Origin of the sequence: Nonomuraea sp. NPDC005730 (genome assembly GCF_040630865.1) — a bacterium.
In the GTDB taxonomy this organism is placed as follows: Bacteria; Actinomycetota; Actinomycetes; order Streptosporangiales; family Streptosporangiaceae; genus Nonomuraea.
On the sequence record NZ_JBEXYK010000002.1, the window covers coordinates 193,093 to 208,684 of the forward strand.

At 71.7% G+C, this 15,592-nt stretch carries 13 protein-coding genes; 6 read left to right on the top strand and 7 right to left on the bottom strand.

All coding sequences use genetic code 11. The annotated features are described in order from the left end of the window. Positions 1–36: 36 nt before the first annotated feature. The 3 genes from ABZ444_RS03550 to ABZ444_RS03560 are packed head-to-tail and all read left to right on the top strand — an operon-like array spanning position 37 to position 5,000. Positions 37–888: a hypothetical protein gene (locus tag ABZ444_RS03550; RefSeq protein WP_357992087.1), complete on the top strand. Its 852-nt coding sequence runs from the start codon at positions 37–39 to the stop codon at positions 886–888. Then, positions 885–2,741, top strand: a complete 1,857-nt coding sequence (locus ABZ444_RS03555; RefSeq protein ID WP_357992090.1) for a hypothetical protein — start codon at positions 885–887, stop codon at positions 2,739–2,741. The genes ABZ444_RS03550 and ABZ444_RS03555 overlap by 4 nt, the downstream gene beginning before the upstream one ends. A gap of 15 nt (positions 2,742–2,756) precedes the next feature. Beyond that, positions 2,757–5,000: a hypothetical protein gene (locus ABZ444_RS03560; RefSeq protein ID WP_357992093.1), complete on the top strand. Its 2,244-nt coding sequence runs from the start codon at positions 2,757–2,759 to the stop codon at positions 4,998–5,000. A 44-nt stretch (positions 5,001–5,044) separates the two neighbouring features. Here the strand turns inward: ABZ444_RS03560 and ABZ444_RS03565 are convergent, their stop codons facing one another. The 4 genes from ABZ444_RS03565 to ABZ444_RS03580 form a co-directional block, all read right to left on the bottom strand. Beyond that, positions 5,045–5,914, bottom strand: coding sequence for a CAP domain-containing protein (locus ABZ444_RS03565; protein ID WP_357992095.1), 870 nt, complete (start codon positions 5,912–5,914; stop codon positions 5,045–5,047). 165 nt (positions 5,915–6,079) lie between these two features. Then, entirely contained in the window at positions 6,080–6,760 is a 681-nt protein-coding gene (locus ABZ444_RS03570; protein WP_357992098.1) for a DUF6879 family protein, read from the bottom strand. Positions 6,761–6,853: 93 nt separating this feature from the next. After that, on the bottom strand, positions 6,854–7,336 hold the full coding sequence (locus ABZ444_RS03575) for a DUF1707 domain-containing protein (protein ID WP_357992101.1): 483 nt from the start codon (positions 7,334–7,336) through the stop codon (positions 6,854–6,856). Positions 7,337–7,391: 55 nt separating this feature from the next. Continuing rightward, positions 7,392–8,126, bottom strand: a complete 735-nt coding sequence (locus ABZ444_RS03580) for a PadR family transcriptional regulator (RefSeq protein ID WP_357992104.1) — start codon at positions 8,124–8,126, stop codon at positions 7,392–7,394. A gap of 311 nt (positions 8,127–8,437) precedes the next feature. On the opposite strand from ABZ444_RS03580, the gene ABZ444_RS03585 reads away from it, so the two are divergent. Both ABZ444_RS03585 and acnA read left to right on the top strand, forming a co-directional pair. Further along, positions 8,438–9,166, top strand: coding sequence for a metal-dependent hydrolase (locus ABZ444_RS03585; RefSeq protein ID WP_357992106.1), 729 nt, complete (start codon positions 8,438–8,440; stop codon positions 9,164–9,166). Between the two features lie 145 nt (positions 9,167–9,311). Further along, positions 9,312–12,041 (top strand): aconitate hydratase AcnA, encoded by a 2,730-nt coding sequence (gene acnA / locus ABZ444_RS03590; protein ID WP_357992108.1) that lies wholly within the window; start codon positions 9,312–9,314, stop codon positions 12,039–12,041. 153 nt (positions 12,042–12,194) lie between these two features. On the opposite strand, the gene ABZ444_RS03595 is transcribed toward acnA, so the two are convergent. Beyond that, a complete protein-coding gene (locus ABZ444_RS03595) occupies positions 12,195–12,989 on the bottom strand; it encodes an ABC transporter permease (RefSeq protein WP_357992111.1) in 795 nt (264 codons plus the stop codon). A 29-nt stretch (positions 12,990–13,018) separates the two neighbouring features. Next, positions 13,019–13,933, bottom strand: coding sequence for an ATP-binding cassette domain-containing protein (locus tag ABZ444_RS03600; RefSeq protein ID WP_357992114.1), 915 nt, complete (start codon positions 13,931–13,933; stop codon positions 13,019–13,021). 70 nt (positions 13,934–14,003) lie between these two features. On the opposite strand from ABZ444_RS03600, the gene ABZ444_RS03605 reads away from it, so the two are divergent. Next, on the top strand, positions 14,004–14,684 hold the full coding sequence (locus ABZ444_RS03605; RefSeq protein ID WP_357992117.1) for a TetR/AcrR family transcriptional regulator C-terminal domain-containing protein: 681 nt from the start codon (positions 14,004–14,006) through the stop codon (positions 14,682–14,684). Here the strand turns inward: ABZ444_RS03605 and ABZ444_RS03610 are convergent. After that, the gene (locus ABZ444_RS03610) at positions 14,621–15,349 is read right to left on the bottom strand and encodes a neutral zinc metallopeptidase (protein WP_357992120.1); all 729 of its coding nucleotides are present in this window, start codon (positions 15,347–15,349) and stop codon (positions 14,621–14,623) included. The two genes, ABZ444_RS03605 and ABZ444_RS03610, sit on opposite strands and share 64 nt — an antisense overlap. Between the last annotated feature and the right edge of the window lie 243 nt (positions 15,350–15,592).

The window sequence follows — 15,592 nt, forward strand, 5'->3', positions numbered from 1 at the left end:
GTGGCAAGCCGGCGATTGTCGCGCGTTGTCTGCGCATTGGCGTTGTTAGCGGGTCTGGTCGCGGCCGTGCCGCCACCGGCCGTCGCGTCCGCGACACCGGACGCCGAGACCGCGGCGCTGCTGTCCGCGGTGGAACGGTTCACGACCGCGGGCGGCGGCCTGGCCACGCTCGGCCCGATGGGCGAGCAGCTGCCGTTCGTCGGCCTGGTGCCCGGCGGTGAGGACGCCCTGGGCCTGGCCGACCTGTTCCAGGTGGCCGTCCACGACAAGCTCAAGGACCTCACCACCCTGGACGACCTCCAGGACGAGTACGAGCTGGCCGGCCCCCGCGCCGGAAAGCTCCTGGCCAAGGCGAGCACGCAGGGCGGGACCAGACGGCTCGACCTCACCCTGGAGGTCACCAGGACGGCGGCCGGCCGCCCGATCTCCGTCAGCAGCACCCAGCCCAAGGTCTCACTGACCACCTCGGGCGGCGTGGACGTCACGCTGAAGCTCACCGCCAAGCTGCCCTTCGCCTACGACCCGGCCACGAAGTCCGCCTGGCTGGCCAAGGACGCCACCATGACCGTGCGGGCCGAAGGCAGGCTCGCCGCCGGGGCCAGGCCCACCGCCGCCTTCGGCATCCTCGGCGTCGACCTGTCGGCGGCCTCGACGCTCTCCGTCGACGCGGAGTTCGCCGCCACCGCCGCCGACCCGGACGGCAACGGCAGGCTGGACACCTCCGAACTGGGCTCGGAGAGCCTGTTCGCCTTCACCCGCAAGGGCTCGGCGGCCGCCAGGCTGCAGGTCACCGCCAGCCGTTCGCCGGCGCCCAGGTCGAGGGGGCCGCCGCGACCATCGACGCGAGCTGGCCCGACCTCGCCACCGGCGGGCCCGCCGTCAGCGTGACCCAGGCCGACCTGGACCGGCTCGGCCGCTTCCAGACGCTCACGCCCAAGGACCTGCTCGACGGCCTGACCCACCTGGCCAACGCCGTCACCGCCGCCCAGCGCGCCCGCTGGGACGGGCAGGGCGACCTCGACCTGCCGTTCATGCGCGGCTCGCTGGCCGACGCCGTGCAGGTGTCGGAGGCGATCCACGCCTTCGCCGCCGCCGGCGTGGACCGCAACACCGGCCGGCCCACCTTCACCTCGATCCAGGACCTGTTCGCCGCGCTGGGCAAGGCCCGCGGCCTGCCCGGAGGCGCGATCATCAACGTCGCCGACGCCGGGTACGACGACGCCGCCAAGAAGATCGCCTTCACCCTCGTCGTGGACCGGACCGTCAACCCGGCCCCCGAGCCGCTCAACCCCGCGGGCCAGACCGTCAGCGGGACGGGCGCGGGCGTCACCTACGCGGCCAGGACGCTGCGGCACGCCGGGCAGAAGTGGACGCCGGGGCAGTTCGCCGGGCGCACGGTCACCGCGGGACCGTCGAGCGGCATCGTGGCCGACAACACCGCCGACACCGTCACCCTCGTCGAGGAGGGATGGCGTGGGGGCGTGCCCGCCGCGGGCGCGCCGTACCGGATCTCCGCGAACGACCCCATGATCGGGCAGATCGCCTTCGGCGACACCTTCAAGGCCGCCGCCGGGCTCGACCGCGCCAACGCGACCGCCGCGGTGGCGGGCGTCATGCGCGGCTACCACGCCTCGGCCACGGTCGTGCTCGACCTGAGCGACCCGGTGACGGGCCAGGGGTGCGCGCAGCGGACGGACGGGCAGCAGAAGGCGTGCCCGTACAAGCACGTCAACGCCGACGGCAGCGCCACCGTGGTGAACGAGCTGCCCAGGGCCGCGGACCGGATCATGTTGCGGACCGGCCGCGACCTGTTCGGCGACGCCTCCGACGCCCAGCGGCTCGGCTTCACCGTCAGCCTCAACGCCCCGCCGAAGGAGACCTACAAGGGCTTCCAGCCCGGCACCTACGACCGCCGCACCGACCTGCTGCACGACACCGACGGCGACACCTGGACGGCCGCCGCCCTGCCGCACGACGGTTTCGCCAAGGGCGGCGCCGACCGCATGCGCGGCGGCCCCGGACGCGACAGCATGCACGGCGGTGCCGGTGACGACCTGGTCAACGGCGACAGCGGCGGCGACGAGGTGTTCGGCGGCGACGGCGACGACCTGCTGTGGGGCGGCAAGGGCTGCGACCCGGCCCTGGACGCGGCCACCGCGGACTGCCTGTCGGGCGGCACGTTCGACCCGGCCGCCCGCGGCACCGGCGACCGCTTCGTCGACCACGTCTTCGGCGGGGCCGGCGCGGACCTGCTCGACTACAACCCGCGCGGCTCCTACCCCGGCTCGTGCGCCCCCGGCAAGATGCCGGAAGGCGAGCTCACCACGGTGGTGGACCCGTGCGCGTGGTTCCGCATGACCGACAAGGACAACGCCGCCACCGCCGACGACCAGCACCACCAGGGCGTGGACTGGCAGTACGGCGGCGCGGACCGCGACGTCCTGCAGGGCGACCGCACGGCCAACGGGCCCAACGCCGGCGACAAGATGATCGACTGGAACGGCAACTTCAACCTCTACACCCACTGCGGCCCGGCCAACGGCGGGCACAACATCGTCCGCCAGCACTCCCCGGCGATGCTCGACTTCCTGGCCAAGGTGGCCTGGGGCGCGGGCGCCGGTCGCGGCGCGGGCGACCCGTCGGGTTCGCGGGAGGTGGCCGTCCCGGTCTCGGGCGACAGCGGTTCGCCCTATCCCACCTCACCTGGCCACTTCGACTCGCCCGTGGCCTGCGCGGGCTGATCAGGAGACATGCCGATGTCACGCCGACTGATGGCGACCACCCTGGCGGGGGTGCTGGCGGCCGTGGGGCTCACCACGGCCCCGGCCCACGCCGCCGCACCGGGACAGCCCTCCTGCGTCCCGGGGGACTGCTTCACCGTCGACGTCTCGCTCGACCGCGCCCCCGCCGTGGGGCAGAGCGCGAAGCTGACGATCGAGGTGACCCCGAAACAGGACTTACCCGACGCCACCACGATCATCGAGCTGCCGGACACCCTGAAGTGGGCGACCCCGCCCGCCGGGCTCGCCCGAGCCGCCGCGATGATCGGCCGCAGTCCGGTGGACCGCGCCACGGAGACGCGGCGGGCCCGCGCCGGCAAGCCGATCCGGTACGAAGCGGTGGTCACCGCCGTACGGCCCGGCCCCGCCTCCATCCGGGTCGAGGCCCGCGACGGGCGGCCCGGCCCGGCCTCCGGCGGGCTCGTCTACGTCACCGTCGGCGAGCGCTCCTCGCGGTTCGGCATGCCCCTCCAGAGCCGCGGGCACCGGCTGGAACGGCCGGCGGCGGCGACGCCGGCCGGTGACACGTGCGTGCAGGGACGCGTCACGTACGTCCGGACGGACGGATCCGTCGGCGGCGTGCCGATGGCCGAGGTGGACGCGTTCGACACCGACGCCGCCGGCCGGCTCAAGCTCGGCTGGGCCGAGACCGACGCCACCGGCGGCTACAAGGTGTGCTTCCCGGGCACCGAGGAGGACGGCACCGGCCAGGACGTCACCATCGAGGTCAGCCCCGTCAGCCCCTACTGGTCGGTCGGCTCCTCCGAGAAGATCGACGACATCTACACCGGCGTGAGCACGATGACGCCGGACGTTCCCGTCGGCACCTCGACCACGGTCATCGACTACCAGAGCGCGGGCGGCGACCCGATGGAGGGCGCGTTCCGGCTGCATTCGGCCGCGTACGACACCTGGAAGGCCTACACCGGCTGGCTGAACGAGCCGGCCGACGACTGCTGGAAGCCGGGCGAGGCGAACTGCCAGTCCGTGACGCTGATCTGGCGGCCGGACAAGGTCCTGAACACGTCGTACTACTGCTCGGGCGGCAACGGCAAGGAATGCCTGGGCCGGTTCCAGATGAACCTGGACGCCTCGGAGCACCTGCAGAAGATGACCGTCCCCCACGAGCTGGGGCACTTCATCATGGACTACACCTACGGCGCCATGCCGTCGGTCGCCGGCGGGTGCGGAGACCACTTCATCACGAGGGCGACGGGCAGCCCGGTCTGCGCGTGGAAGGAAGGCTGGGCCGACTGGATCGCCGTCCAGACCTACGACGAGACGCACTACCGGTGGCCCACGTCCGCGATCGACCTGGAGAGCCCGCGCTGGTTCAGCGAGCGCTGGCCGACCGGCGTGGAGGCGGCCAAGACGGAGGGCCGCGTCGCCGGCGTGCTCCTCGACCTCGCCGACTCCGGGACGCGGGACGAGAAGTACTGGGACATCGGCGGCATCGGCCCCGAGGGCGTCGTGGCCCATTTCAGGAAGCTGGCCGCCCAGGACCTCGACCACTTCCTGACCGCGTTCGGCGCCCAGCATCACGACCTGACCGAAGGGGCGATGTTCCAGAACGCCATCAGCGTCGACTTCGTGGAGAACCTGACCGACCGGACCCCGGTGCGCCGGCCCGCCAACGTCCCGCTCCGGACGGCCTTCGTGACCACCCCGGACAAGTGGCACGTGGTCGCCGCCGTCACCGGCCCCGGCGGCGCGGACGTGGACCTCGCCACGACGCCCAACGCCGGCGGCGACGCCGTCAGGAGCGCCGACTGGACCTCCACCAGCACCGACTTCGTCGCGGTTCAGCCCAGCTCCGCCACCCGCAACTGGTTCGTCAACTCGGTCACCTCCGACACCGACTACGAGGAGTTCGCGATGGAGGTCACCGAGGCGGCCGCCGGCAACCTGGAGGCCGGGACGCCGCAGGAGTTCCCGATCGCGGCCGGCCGGCTGGTCGAGGTGCGGACGACGTGGATCGAGAAGGGCGTGCCCGCCACGCTCACGGTCGTGCCGCGCAACGGGCAGGACCTCGACCTCTTCGTGATGGCGCCCGACTCCGCCGCGTGGGGCCTGCCGCGCTCCGCCGCCCGCAAGTCCGCGAGCGGCGGCCCGAACAAGATGGAACGCCTCACCATCAGCGACCCGAAGGTGACCGGGCTGTACGCGGTCATCGTGGTCAGGAAGGCCGGTGACGGAAACGTCCTGCTGACCCGCGTCTGACCCTGCGGTGCCCCGCGCGGCGCGTGCGGGGCACCCACCGGGGACTACCTGGCCGCGAAGTCCTGCGTCCAGTGGATGGGGCCCTGGCCGTTCCTGGCCGCGCCCACGCCGATCACCGTGTACCGGCAGTTCATGATGTTGGCCCGGTGACCCGAGCTGTTCATCCAGGAGTTCATCACGGCGGCCGGGGTGGCCTGGCCCTTGGCGATGTTCTCGGCGAAGGCGGTCCCGCCGGTGAAGCCGGCCGCCCTGATGCGGTCCATGAAGCTGCGGCCGTCCTTCGAGGTGTGGTCGAAGTAGCCCTTGGCGGCCATGTCGGCGGAGTGGTCGTACGCGGCGGCGCGCAGTTGGGCGTCGTGCTTGAGCGGCCGGCAGCCGCCCTTGGCGCGCTCGGCGTTGACCAGGCGCAGGACCTCGTTCTCCTCGGCGGTGCCCACCGTGCCGGCGGGGGCGGTCGCGGACGGCCCGGGGGCCGGGGTGGCCGTCGAGCTGGGCTTGGGGGTCGCCGTGGGCGTCGGGGCCGGGCCCGGGGCGCAGGTCAGCCTGACCGCCCTGGACGTCGCGCCGCGCCCCCGGTGGTCGGTGGCGACCGCGTAGTAGACGCCGGGCGCGCAGGGGAGGGTGAGCGCGACGCTGCCGGACCGGGTGGCGCCGCTCTTGACGACGGGGTCGGTTCCCGGGACGGCGCGCTTGAGCCGGACGCGCAGGAGCGCGTCCGTACGGCAGCCCTGACGGGCGGCGGAGGAGACGATCTGGGCGGTGTCGTTGAGGCGAGGCGTGGCCACGGTGACCCGGCAGCGGCCGGCGGCCTCGCTGCCGGCCGCGGCTGCCGTGCCGGCGTTCGCCGGGGTCATCGGCGTACCGAGTGCAGCCAGGCTCACCAGGCCGGCGAGTACCCCTAGGGGTCTGCGCATTGGGGCTTCCTCCAGTTGCGATGGACGCTGGATCGCACCGCATTCTGGTAGGACCACAACCCCCGTGTCACGAAATTTGCGAAATTTCCTTGAGGTCCGGGTAAACCAAAGTGTCACGAGACGCGTCCTGGTCCGTTCCACCCCGGACCGGAACCTCGGCCCCGCTCAGACCCGGAACTCCTCCGTCCGGTGGGCGTACGGGGGCAGCGCGGCCCGCATCTCGTCGGTGACCGACGGCGGCGGCAGCGGCACGATCTCCCGCCGGTGGAAGTCGCGTACGTCCTCGCCCTCGGCGAACAGCTCCTGGACCGCCCGCAGGCACGGGCCGATCACGCCGGGATCGGTGATGCGCCGGCCGCCCCGGCCGCCGCCGTACTCGTCGTAGAGAACCTCGTACATCAGGACGGGGGAGAAGATCACCAGCTCGGGCACCGGTTCGAGGGTGGCCACGCGCGCCGCGGGCACCACCCGGCAGGGGGAGCCCGCCCTGGCCCGCATGTCCAGCAGGTGCATCTCCCACTGCAGGTACGCGCTGACGGGGAACTCCACCACGCGCACCCGGCGCACCGGCATCCGGTGGCGGAAGTAGCCGGCCACCAGCGGCGCCATCTGCTCGGCCAGGGAGAGGGAGCCGGTCCAGTCGCCGTCCATCATGGCCCGCCAGCTCGCCACGTCCGGCTCGTAGAAGCTCTGGGCGCGCTCCAGCTTCCACAGGGGGACGACGCAGCCCGCGTGGTCGCGCTCGAAGGCCGCCAGGTAGCCGGGCGCGTCCAGCACGAGTGCGTCGGCGCCGCCCACCGCGGCGAACGGATTCGTGACGGCCACCACGGAACCCGGCTCGGTCATACGACGCCCCTTCGTTCGGTGAGATCCGCCCGCCAGATCATGAAATGTCAGTTGATTCTGGTCAAGGCCCAACGTCACGAAGGGACGCGAAGGTCACCCGCGGTAGTGAAAGTGGCGGTGCACCAGGTTGAACACGGTGCCCACCAGGAAGACCGCCAGCAGGATCTTGAAGATGCCGAACCCGAAGACCAGCCCCAGCACCCCGAAGACGATCAGGAGGGGGAGGAACGGGCCGGGGCCGCGGTGGCCGCGCCAGTGACGCTGGGAATGGTCATGCCGGCGGCCGGTCTGCCCGTGGCGCATGGCCTGCATCTGGTGGCGGTGCGCCTTCATCGCCTGGCGCCAGGCGTCCCGGTCGAACTGGGGCATCTGCTGCGGCTGGGCGTAGGCGGGGGACGAGCCGGGCAGGTCGGCCGTCACCTGGGACAGGTCGCGGACCGTCTTGGCGGCCAGCGTCCGGTCGAGCCGTTCGTCGAGCTCTTCGTGGGTCAGGCGGCCCTGGGCGAAGTGCTCGCGCAGGGCCGCCATCGTCTGCTCGCGCTCGGCGTCGCCGATGCGGAGATCGTTGTGGTCCATGTCTGGTTCCTCGCTCTCCCCGAACCGGCCTGTCGTTGCGGAGCCGGTCACCTGGTTACTCCTCGCCCGGTTCGCCGTCGGCCAGGATCTGATAGAGCTTGCGCCGGGTCTCAACCAGAGTCTTACGCGCTTCGCGGATTTGTGCGTCGTTTCCGGTCTGAAGAACCTGCATCATGGCGAATGCCGACTGTCGGGCGATGTGCCAGAGATCGGCGGTGTTGTCGTCGATGTCCGGACGCATCTCGTCCCAGGGGGCGCGGATCTCGTCGGCGTGCGCGTCGATGTAGGCGCGGCCCTCGTCGGTGAGGCGGAAGGTCTTGCGGCCCTCGTTCTCCTCCGCGATCACCAGGCCCTCGTCGGTGAGCTGCTGCAACGCCGGGTAGACGGCGCCGGGGCTGGGCTTCCAGCCGCCCTCGCTGCGCTCGGCGATCTCCTGGATCATCTGGTAGCCGTTGCGCGGCTCCTCGGCCAGCAGGGCCAGGATCGCGGCGCGGACGTCGCCCCGCTTGGCCTTACGGCCCCGTCCGCCGCCCCAGCCGTGGTGCCCGCCCCAGGGCCCGCCCGGACCGAAGGGGCCGCCGCGGCCGAAGTCGAACGGGAACGGTCCGCCCGGCCCGCCGCGCCGGCCGCGTTGCCTGCGCTCGCCCGGCCCGCCGCCGCCCCGGTGATGGTGGTGATGGCCGCCCATCTGCTCGAAGGCGTCGGCCAGAGCCCTCAGCTTCTCGCGGGCCGCGCGCAGGTTCTCCCGCGGGCCGAACCACTGGTCGCCCGCTGCGTGTGCGTAAGTCATGCTCTTTCTCCCTATATCGCGATGTGTTCTCGATGCGTCAACGATATATCGCTACTGTTTCGTTGGCAAGGCGAGGTTGAGAGTGAGCCAGATCACGAAAAAGTTGCGGAATTGGGGAACAGTCTTGGGATGTCCGCCGTTGAACAGAGCAGACGAGGTCGTTCCGCGTCGGCAGGGCTGGGGGGTGCTGTCGCCGCGGAGACGACCTCGTCTGCGTTTGCGGGTCTTTTCCGGCGGACCGTTCCAGCGTCAGCACAACCTGGCGGCCGGGATCTCCGCGTAAAGCGGTTCTTTGCAATACAGTCCCGATCATGATGGGGCACACGCACGCGATGACCGGGGCGATCGCGTGGCTGGCGCTGGCGCCGCCGCTCGCCGCACTGCCGCTGCTGAACGAGAGCTCCCGGTTCATCGAGACCGGCATCATGGCCGGCGCGCTCGGCCCGGCCGAGCTGATCGCCGGCGCCCTGGTCTGCGCGGGGGCGGCCATGCTGCCCGACCTCGACCATCCCAGCGCGACCATCGCCCAGACCTTCGGGCCGGTCACCTGGCTGCTCAGCAAGTTCGTGTCCTGGATCAGCGGCGGCCACCGCGGCATGACCCACTCGCTGGCCTTCGCGGCGGCGTTCGGGTTCGGCGTCCACTGGCTGGTCAACACCTATCCGATCGCGCGTGACATCACGGTCGTGCTGATGATCGGGCTGGCCCTGCGGGCGATCGGCATCGGCATCCCGGGAAACAAGGCCGGGTCCATCATGATCAACATCGGCATGACGGCCGGGCTCTACGCCGTGTTCCTCTCCATGAACGTCGGCTACGCCTGGCTCGGGCTGGCCGTGGGGGTCGGCTGCCTGATCCACGTCGTCGGAGACTGCATGACGGAGCGGGGATGCCCGGTGCTCTGGCCGCTCGGCGCCAAGTTCGTGCTGCCGTGGAAGATCGGCATCAAGACCGGCAAGAAGTTCGAGCAGAAGATCCTCGCGCCGATCCTCTCCGTCGCCATCATCGGCCTGCTCTTCTGGCGGCTCGCCCCGCTTTAACTTGATGTCGAGATACCGTAGTAATATCTTGACGTCGAGACATCCGCCGCGTGCCCCGCAGGTTAGGTTCACCTAACGTACGTGTCGTTCCGTGGGTGCGGCAGGATTCAAGTGAGCAATTGTCTGATGGAGGAGGCGAATCACCGTGTCCGCGAACAGCTTCGGCAGCCGTGACACGCTACGCGTCGGCGACGCGTCGTACGAGATTTTCCGGCTTGACGCCGTCGAGGGCGCCGCACGCCTCCCGTACAGCCTGAAGATCCTGCTGGAGAACCTCCTCCGCACCGAGGACGGCGCCAACATCACCGCCGACCACATCCGGGCGCTCGGCGGCTGGGACCCGGCCGCGACGCCCAGCGTGGAGATCCAGTTCACCCCGGCCCGCGTCATCATGCAGGACTTCACCGGCGTCCCCTGCGTGGTCGACCTGGCCACCATGCGCGAGGCCGTGCGCGACCTGGGCGGCGACGCCGCCAGGATCAACCCGCTCGCGCCCGCCGAGATGGTCATCGACCACTCGGTCATCGTCGACTACTTCGGCCACCCCGACGCCTTCCAGCGCAACGTCGAGCGCGAGTACGAGCGCAACCGCGAGCGCTACCAGTTCCTGCGCTGGGGCCAGACGGCCTTCGACGAGTTCAAGGTCGTGCCGCCCGGCACCGGCATCGTCCACCAGGTCAACATCGAGCACCTGGCCCGCGTGGTCATGATCCGCGACGGCAAGGCCTACCCCGACACCTGCGTCGGCACCGACTCCCACACCACGATGGAGAACGGCATCGGCGTGCTCGGCTGGGGCGTCGGCGGCATCGAGGCCGAGGCCGCCATGCTCGGCCAGCCGATCTCCATGCTGATCCCGCGCGTGGTCGGCTTCAAGCTCAGCGGCAAGCTGCCCGCCGGCGCCACCGCCACCGACCTGGTCCTGACGATCACCGAGATCCTGCGCAAGCACGGCGTGGTCGGCAAGTTCGTCGAGTTCTACGGCGAGGGCGTCTCCTCCGTGCCGCTGGCCGACCGGGCCACGATCGGCAACATGAGCCCCGAGTTCGGCTCCACCTGCGCCATCTTCCCCATCGACGGCCAGACCGTCGACTACCTGCGCCTGACCGGCCGCTCCGAGGAGCAGGTCGCGCTGGTCGAGGCGTACGCCAAGGCCCAGGGCCTCTGGCTCGACCCGCAGGGCCCCGAGCCGGTCTTCTCCGAGTACATCGAGCTCGACCTCGGCACGGTCGTCCCGTCGATCGCCGGCCCCAAGCGTCCGCAGGACCGCATCGAGCTGTCGGCGGCCAAGGACGCCTGGCGTCGCGACGTCCAGAACTACGTGGCCGACGGCGTCGACGAGGAGGGCGAGGAGTCCTTCCCGGCCTCCGACGCGCCCGCCTCCAACGCCCGCGCCGACGGCGACCGGCCGCACAAGCCGGTCCCGGTCACGCTGGCCGACGGCACGTCGTTCGAGATCGACCACGGCATCGTGTCGATCGCCGCGATCACCTCGTGCACCAACACCTCCAACCCGTACGTCATGATCGGCGCCGCGCTGCTGGCCCGCAACGCCGTCGAGAAGGGCCTGACCCGCAAGCCGTGGGTCAAGACCTCGCTGGCCCCGGGTTCGCAGGTCGTCACCGGCTACTTCGAACGCTCCGGGCTGCAGCCGTACCTCGACAAGATCGGCTTCAACCTGGTCGGCTACGGCTGCACCACCTGCATCGGCAACTCGGGCCCGCTGCCCACCGAGATCTCCGACGCCATCCAGGCCAACGACCTCGCGGTCACCGCGGTCCTGTCCGGCAACCGGAACTTCGAGGGCCGCATCAACCCCGACGTCAAGATGAACTACCTGGCCTCGCCGCCGCTCGTGGTGGCGTACGCGCTGGCCGGCACGATGGACATCGACCTCGACAACGAGCCGCTCGGCCTCGGCTCCGACGGGCAGCCGGTGTTCCTGCGGGACGTCTGGCCCGCGCCGGAGGAGATCGCCGCGGTGGTCAACTCCTCGATCGGCCGCGACATGTTCGAGCGCGACTACGCCGACGTGTTCAAGGGCGACGACCACTGGCGTTCGCTGCCGATCCCGACCGGTGACACGTTCGAGTGGGACCCGTCCTCCACGTACGTGCGCAAGGCCCCCTACTTCGAGGGCATGCCGGAGAAGCCGGAGCCGGTGACCGACATCTCGGGCGCCCGCGTGCTGGTCAAGGTGGGCGACTCGGTCACCACCGACCACATCTCGCCGGCCGGCTCGATCAAGGTCGGCACCCCCGCGGCCCAGTACCTCCAGGCCAACGGCGTCGAGGTGCGCGACTTCAACTCCTACGGCTCGCGGCGCGGCAACCACGAGGTGATGATCCGCGGCACGTTCGCCAACATCCGCCTGCGCAACCAGATCGCGCCGGGCACCGAAGGCGGCTACACCCGCGACTTCACCCAGGCCGACGGCCCGGTGTCGTTCATCTACGACGCCTCGGTCAACTACGCCGAGGCCGGCACGCCGCTGGTGGTGCTGGCGGGCAAGGAGTACGGCTCGGGCTCCTCGCGCGACTGGGCGGCCAAGGGCACCGCGCTGCTCGGCGTGCGCGCCGTGATCGCCGAGTCCTACGAGCGCATCCACCGCTCCAACCTGATCGGCATGGGCGTGCTCCCGCTGCAGTTCCCCGAGGGCGCCACGGCGGCCTCGCTCGGGCTGACCGGCGAGGAGACGTTCGACATCACCGGCGTCGAGGCGCTCAACGGCGGCGGCATCCCGTCCACCGTGCACGTCAAGGCCGGTGACGTGGAGTTCGACGCGGTCGTCCGCATCGACACGCCCGGCGAGGCCGACTACTACCGGCACGGCGGCATCATGCAGTACGTCCTGCGCTCGCTGCTGGCCAAGTAGAACTTCCCGCGCCCGCGCCCGGTCAAGAGCCGGACGCGGGCCGGGGACGGGGCGCGGATCCTCACGCGCCCGCATCGGGGGTTTCACCCGACCCGTGAGAGCCGCCCGGCGGAACACCCTCCGCCGGGCGGCTCTCCGCTGTCCGCCGCGGGTTCACCGGCTGGACGTGCGGTAACGGTGGGTCGCCAGCGGGGCGAAGACGGCGATGAGCGCCACCGACCACAGCAGGCTCGCCGCGACCGGATGTTGCAGCGGCCAGACCGACCCCGCCGAGGTGGGGTTGCCGAACAGGCGGCGGGCGGCGGCCACGGTCGCGCTCATCGGGTTCCAGTCGGCCACCGGCCGCAGCCAGGCGGGCAGGCCCTCGGTGGGCACGAACGTGTTGGCCAGGAAGGTCATCGGGAACAGCCAGCCGAACGTGGCGGCGTCGGCCTGGGCGCCGCTGCGCACGTAAAGGCCGATGTAGGTGCCCACCCAGATCATCGCCAGGCCGAACAGCGCCAGCAGCCCGAACGCCGCCGCCGTCTCGCCCGGGGAGCCGTGCGTACGCCATCCGGCCAGCAGCACGGCCGCCGCGACCATGGCGGCCAGCGACATCAGGTGCATCGACAGATCGGCCACGCTGCGCCCGATGAGCACGGCGCTGCGGGCGATGGGCTGCGCGCGGAACCTGTCGATGATCCCGCGTTCCATGTCCTCGCCCACCGCCGTGGCGGCCGCGGTCGCCGTCATGGCCATGACCTGCATGAAGATGCCCGGCATCAGGAAGTTGCGGTAGTCGCCGCCGCCGGGGAGGGTGATCGCGCTGCCGAAGACGTACCCGAACAGCACGGTCATGATGATGGGGAACACCAGGAACCCGGCGATCTCCCCCGGTTGGGCCTTCCACCGCGAGTACGTGCGGCCCGCGATGGTCAGGGAGTCGGTGACGGTCCAGCGCAGGTTCATGCTCGTGGCTCCTGTCATGCGGTCAGGTGTCATGCGGTCAGGTGGAGGAAGACCTCGTCGAGGGTCGGACGGCGGAGCGCGAGGTCCTCGACGGCGATCCCGGCCGCGTCGAGGGCGCGCGCGACGCGGACCAGCGACTGAGCCCCGTCGGGAGCCGGCAGGGTCACCCGCGTCCCGCCGGGCTCGGAGACGAGCTCAGACGTGGGCCCGAGCGTTCCGAGGGCCGTCGCCGCGTCGCCGGGGTCGCGGAAGACGATCTGGACGCGGTCGCCGCCGACCTGCTTCTTGAGCGCGCCGGGGGAGCCCGCCGCCGCCACCCGGCCCTCGCGCAGCACCACGACCTGGTCCGCGAGGTGGTCGGCCTCGTCGAGGTACTGGGTGGTCAGCAGCAGCGTGGTGCCCTCGCGGACCAGGTCGCGCAGCGCGTCCCAGAGCTGGCGGCGGCTGCGCGGGTCGAGGCCGGCGGTCGGCTCGTCCATGAACAGCACGGGCGGCGCGACGATCAGGCTCGCGGCCAGGTCGAGCCGCCGCCGCATGCCGCCCGAGTACGTCCTGACCAGTCGCCGTCCGGCCGCGGCCAGCCCGAACCGCTCCAGCAACTCCTCGGCCCTGCTCCTGGCCCGCGCCCTGGACAGGTGGTAGAGGCGGCCGAACAGTTCCAGGTTGCGCCGGCCGGTCAGCAGCTCGTCCACGGCGGCGTGCTGACCGGCCAGGCCGATGCGGAAGCGCAGCCGGGCCGCGTCGCGCACCACGTCGAGTCCGGCGACCTCGGCCCGGCCGCCGTCCGGGCGGAGCAGGGTGGCCAGGATGCGCACGGTCGTCGTCTTGCCTGCTCCGTTGGGGCCGAGCAGCCCGCACACCGTGCCGGCCGGGACGTCGAGGTCGATGCCCCTGAGCGCCTCCGTGGCCGCGTACCGCTTCCGCAAACCCTCCGCGTGGATCATCGCGAGGCTCCTTAACGGTGTTAAATCTACCAGCGTTAAGGATGCATTGAACGTTGTTAAGCTGTCAACCGTGGCACTTGAGAAGGGCACCATCGTGGCCGCGGCGCTGCGGCTGCTCCAGGAGACCGGGCTCGACGGGCTCACGCTGCGGCGGCTCGCGGGCGAGCTGGGCGTCCAGGCGCCCGCGCTCTACTGGCACTTCAAGAACAAGCAGGAGCTCCTCGACGCGATGGCCGAGGCGATGACCGCCGCCCACATGACCCGCCCCGCGCTCACCGAGCCCGCCGCCTGGCGCGAGTGGATGAGGGACCACGCCCACCGCGACCGGGCGATGCTCAACTCCTACCGCGACGGCGCGCGGCTGGTGGCCGGCACCCGGCCGTCACCGGTGCTGTTCGAGGTGGTGGAGCGGTCGGTGGCGGCCCTGGAGTCGGCCGGGTTCGCGGTGGGCGACGCCGTCCGCGGGTTGTTCGCGACGAGCGTGTACGTCGCCGGGTTCGTGCTGGAGGAGCAGGCCGACCGGATGCGGCCGGACGCCGACGGCGCCATGCCCGACATGGCCGCCTTCCAGCGGGCCCACCCGCGGCTGACGGCCGGGCTGGCGGAGGTGGGCGACCCGCAGGGGGAGCGGTCGTTCGAGGACGGGCTGCGGCTCATCCTCGACGGCATGCAGGGCCGCCTCGACCGTCAGGAGACCCGCGAGGCGGGGGCCGACCAGGTGTCGCAGGCCGCCGGCGAGACCGCCCGGTAGCCGCGCTCCAGCCAGTGGACGCGGTTGGCGCCCGTGCCGTGGCTGTGCTCCTCGCCCTCGTCGCCGGCGGCCCTGGTGGCGTCGAGCAGCGCCGTCCAGTCCTGCCTGGTACGGCTCAGCGACGGCCACACGCTGCCCAGGAACACGCCGGCCAGGCAGTCGGCCTGGAGCTCGTAGCGCCGGCTCTGCGCGCCCTTGCGCATGCCGAGAAGGCTCTGCACGTGGTGTCCGTACTCGTGGGCGGCGACCTTGAACGGGTAGAGGTCGGTACGGCCCTCGATCCAGGCGCCGGTCAGGGGAAAGACGAGGGTGTCGCGGCCGATGCAGTAGAAGGCCGCCGCGTACTCGGGCCAGGCGATCCCGCACACCTCACGCACCGGCTCGTCGTAGTAGCGGACGACGGGCTTGCGGAACGTCCGGCCGGTGCGGCTGAAATGGGCGGCCCACGACTTGTCCAGGCATTTCACGACCGCTGTGAGGTATTCGCGGCTCCTGGGGATCCCGCCTGAGCTGATCGGCGTCTCGGGGCACGCCGACCGGCCGAGCCTCGGCGTCGCAGCGGCCTCCACGGGCCCGGCTTGGAGGACGACCGCCAGCACCGACAGGGCGACGAGGGCGACGAGGGTGACAGGGGTGACGGGGGCGCGCGGAGCGGGGGAGTGCACGGTGAGCAGCATAGGGCTTCGCCGCGAACGCCCCGCTCCCCGCGGTCAGCCTGACCCCTGCCCGCCTCGGCTCACGCTCACCTGGCCTCCACTCGCCGGTCTCCGCTCAGTCCGACCCGCCTGCGGGACCTGCCCCCCCCGTTCAGTCCGACCCGCCTGCGGGACCTGCCCCCCCCGTTCAGTCCGACCCGCCTGCGGGGTCGGCCCCTCGTTCGGCTCGGTCCGGTCGCCGCGCGAGGTGCA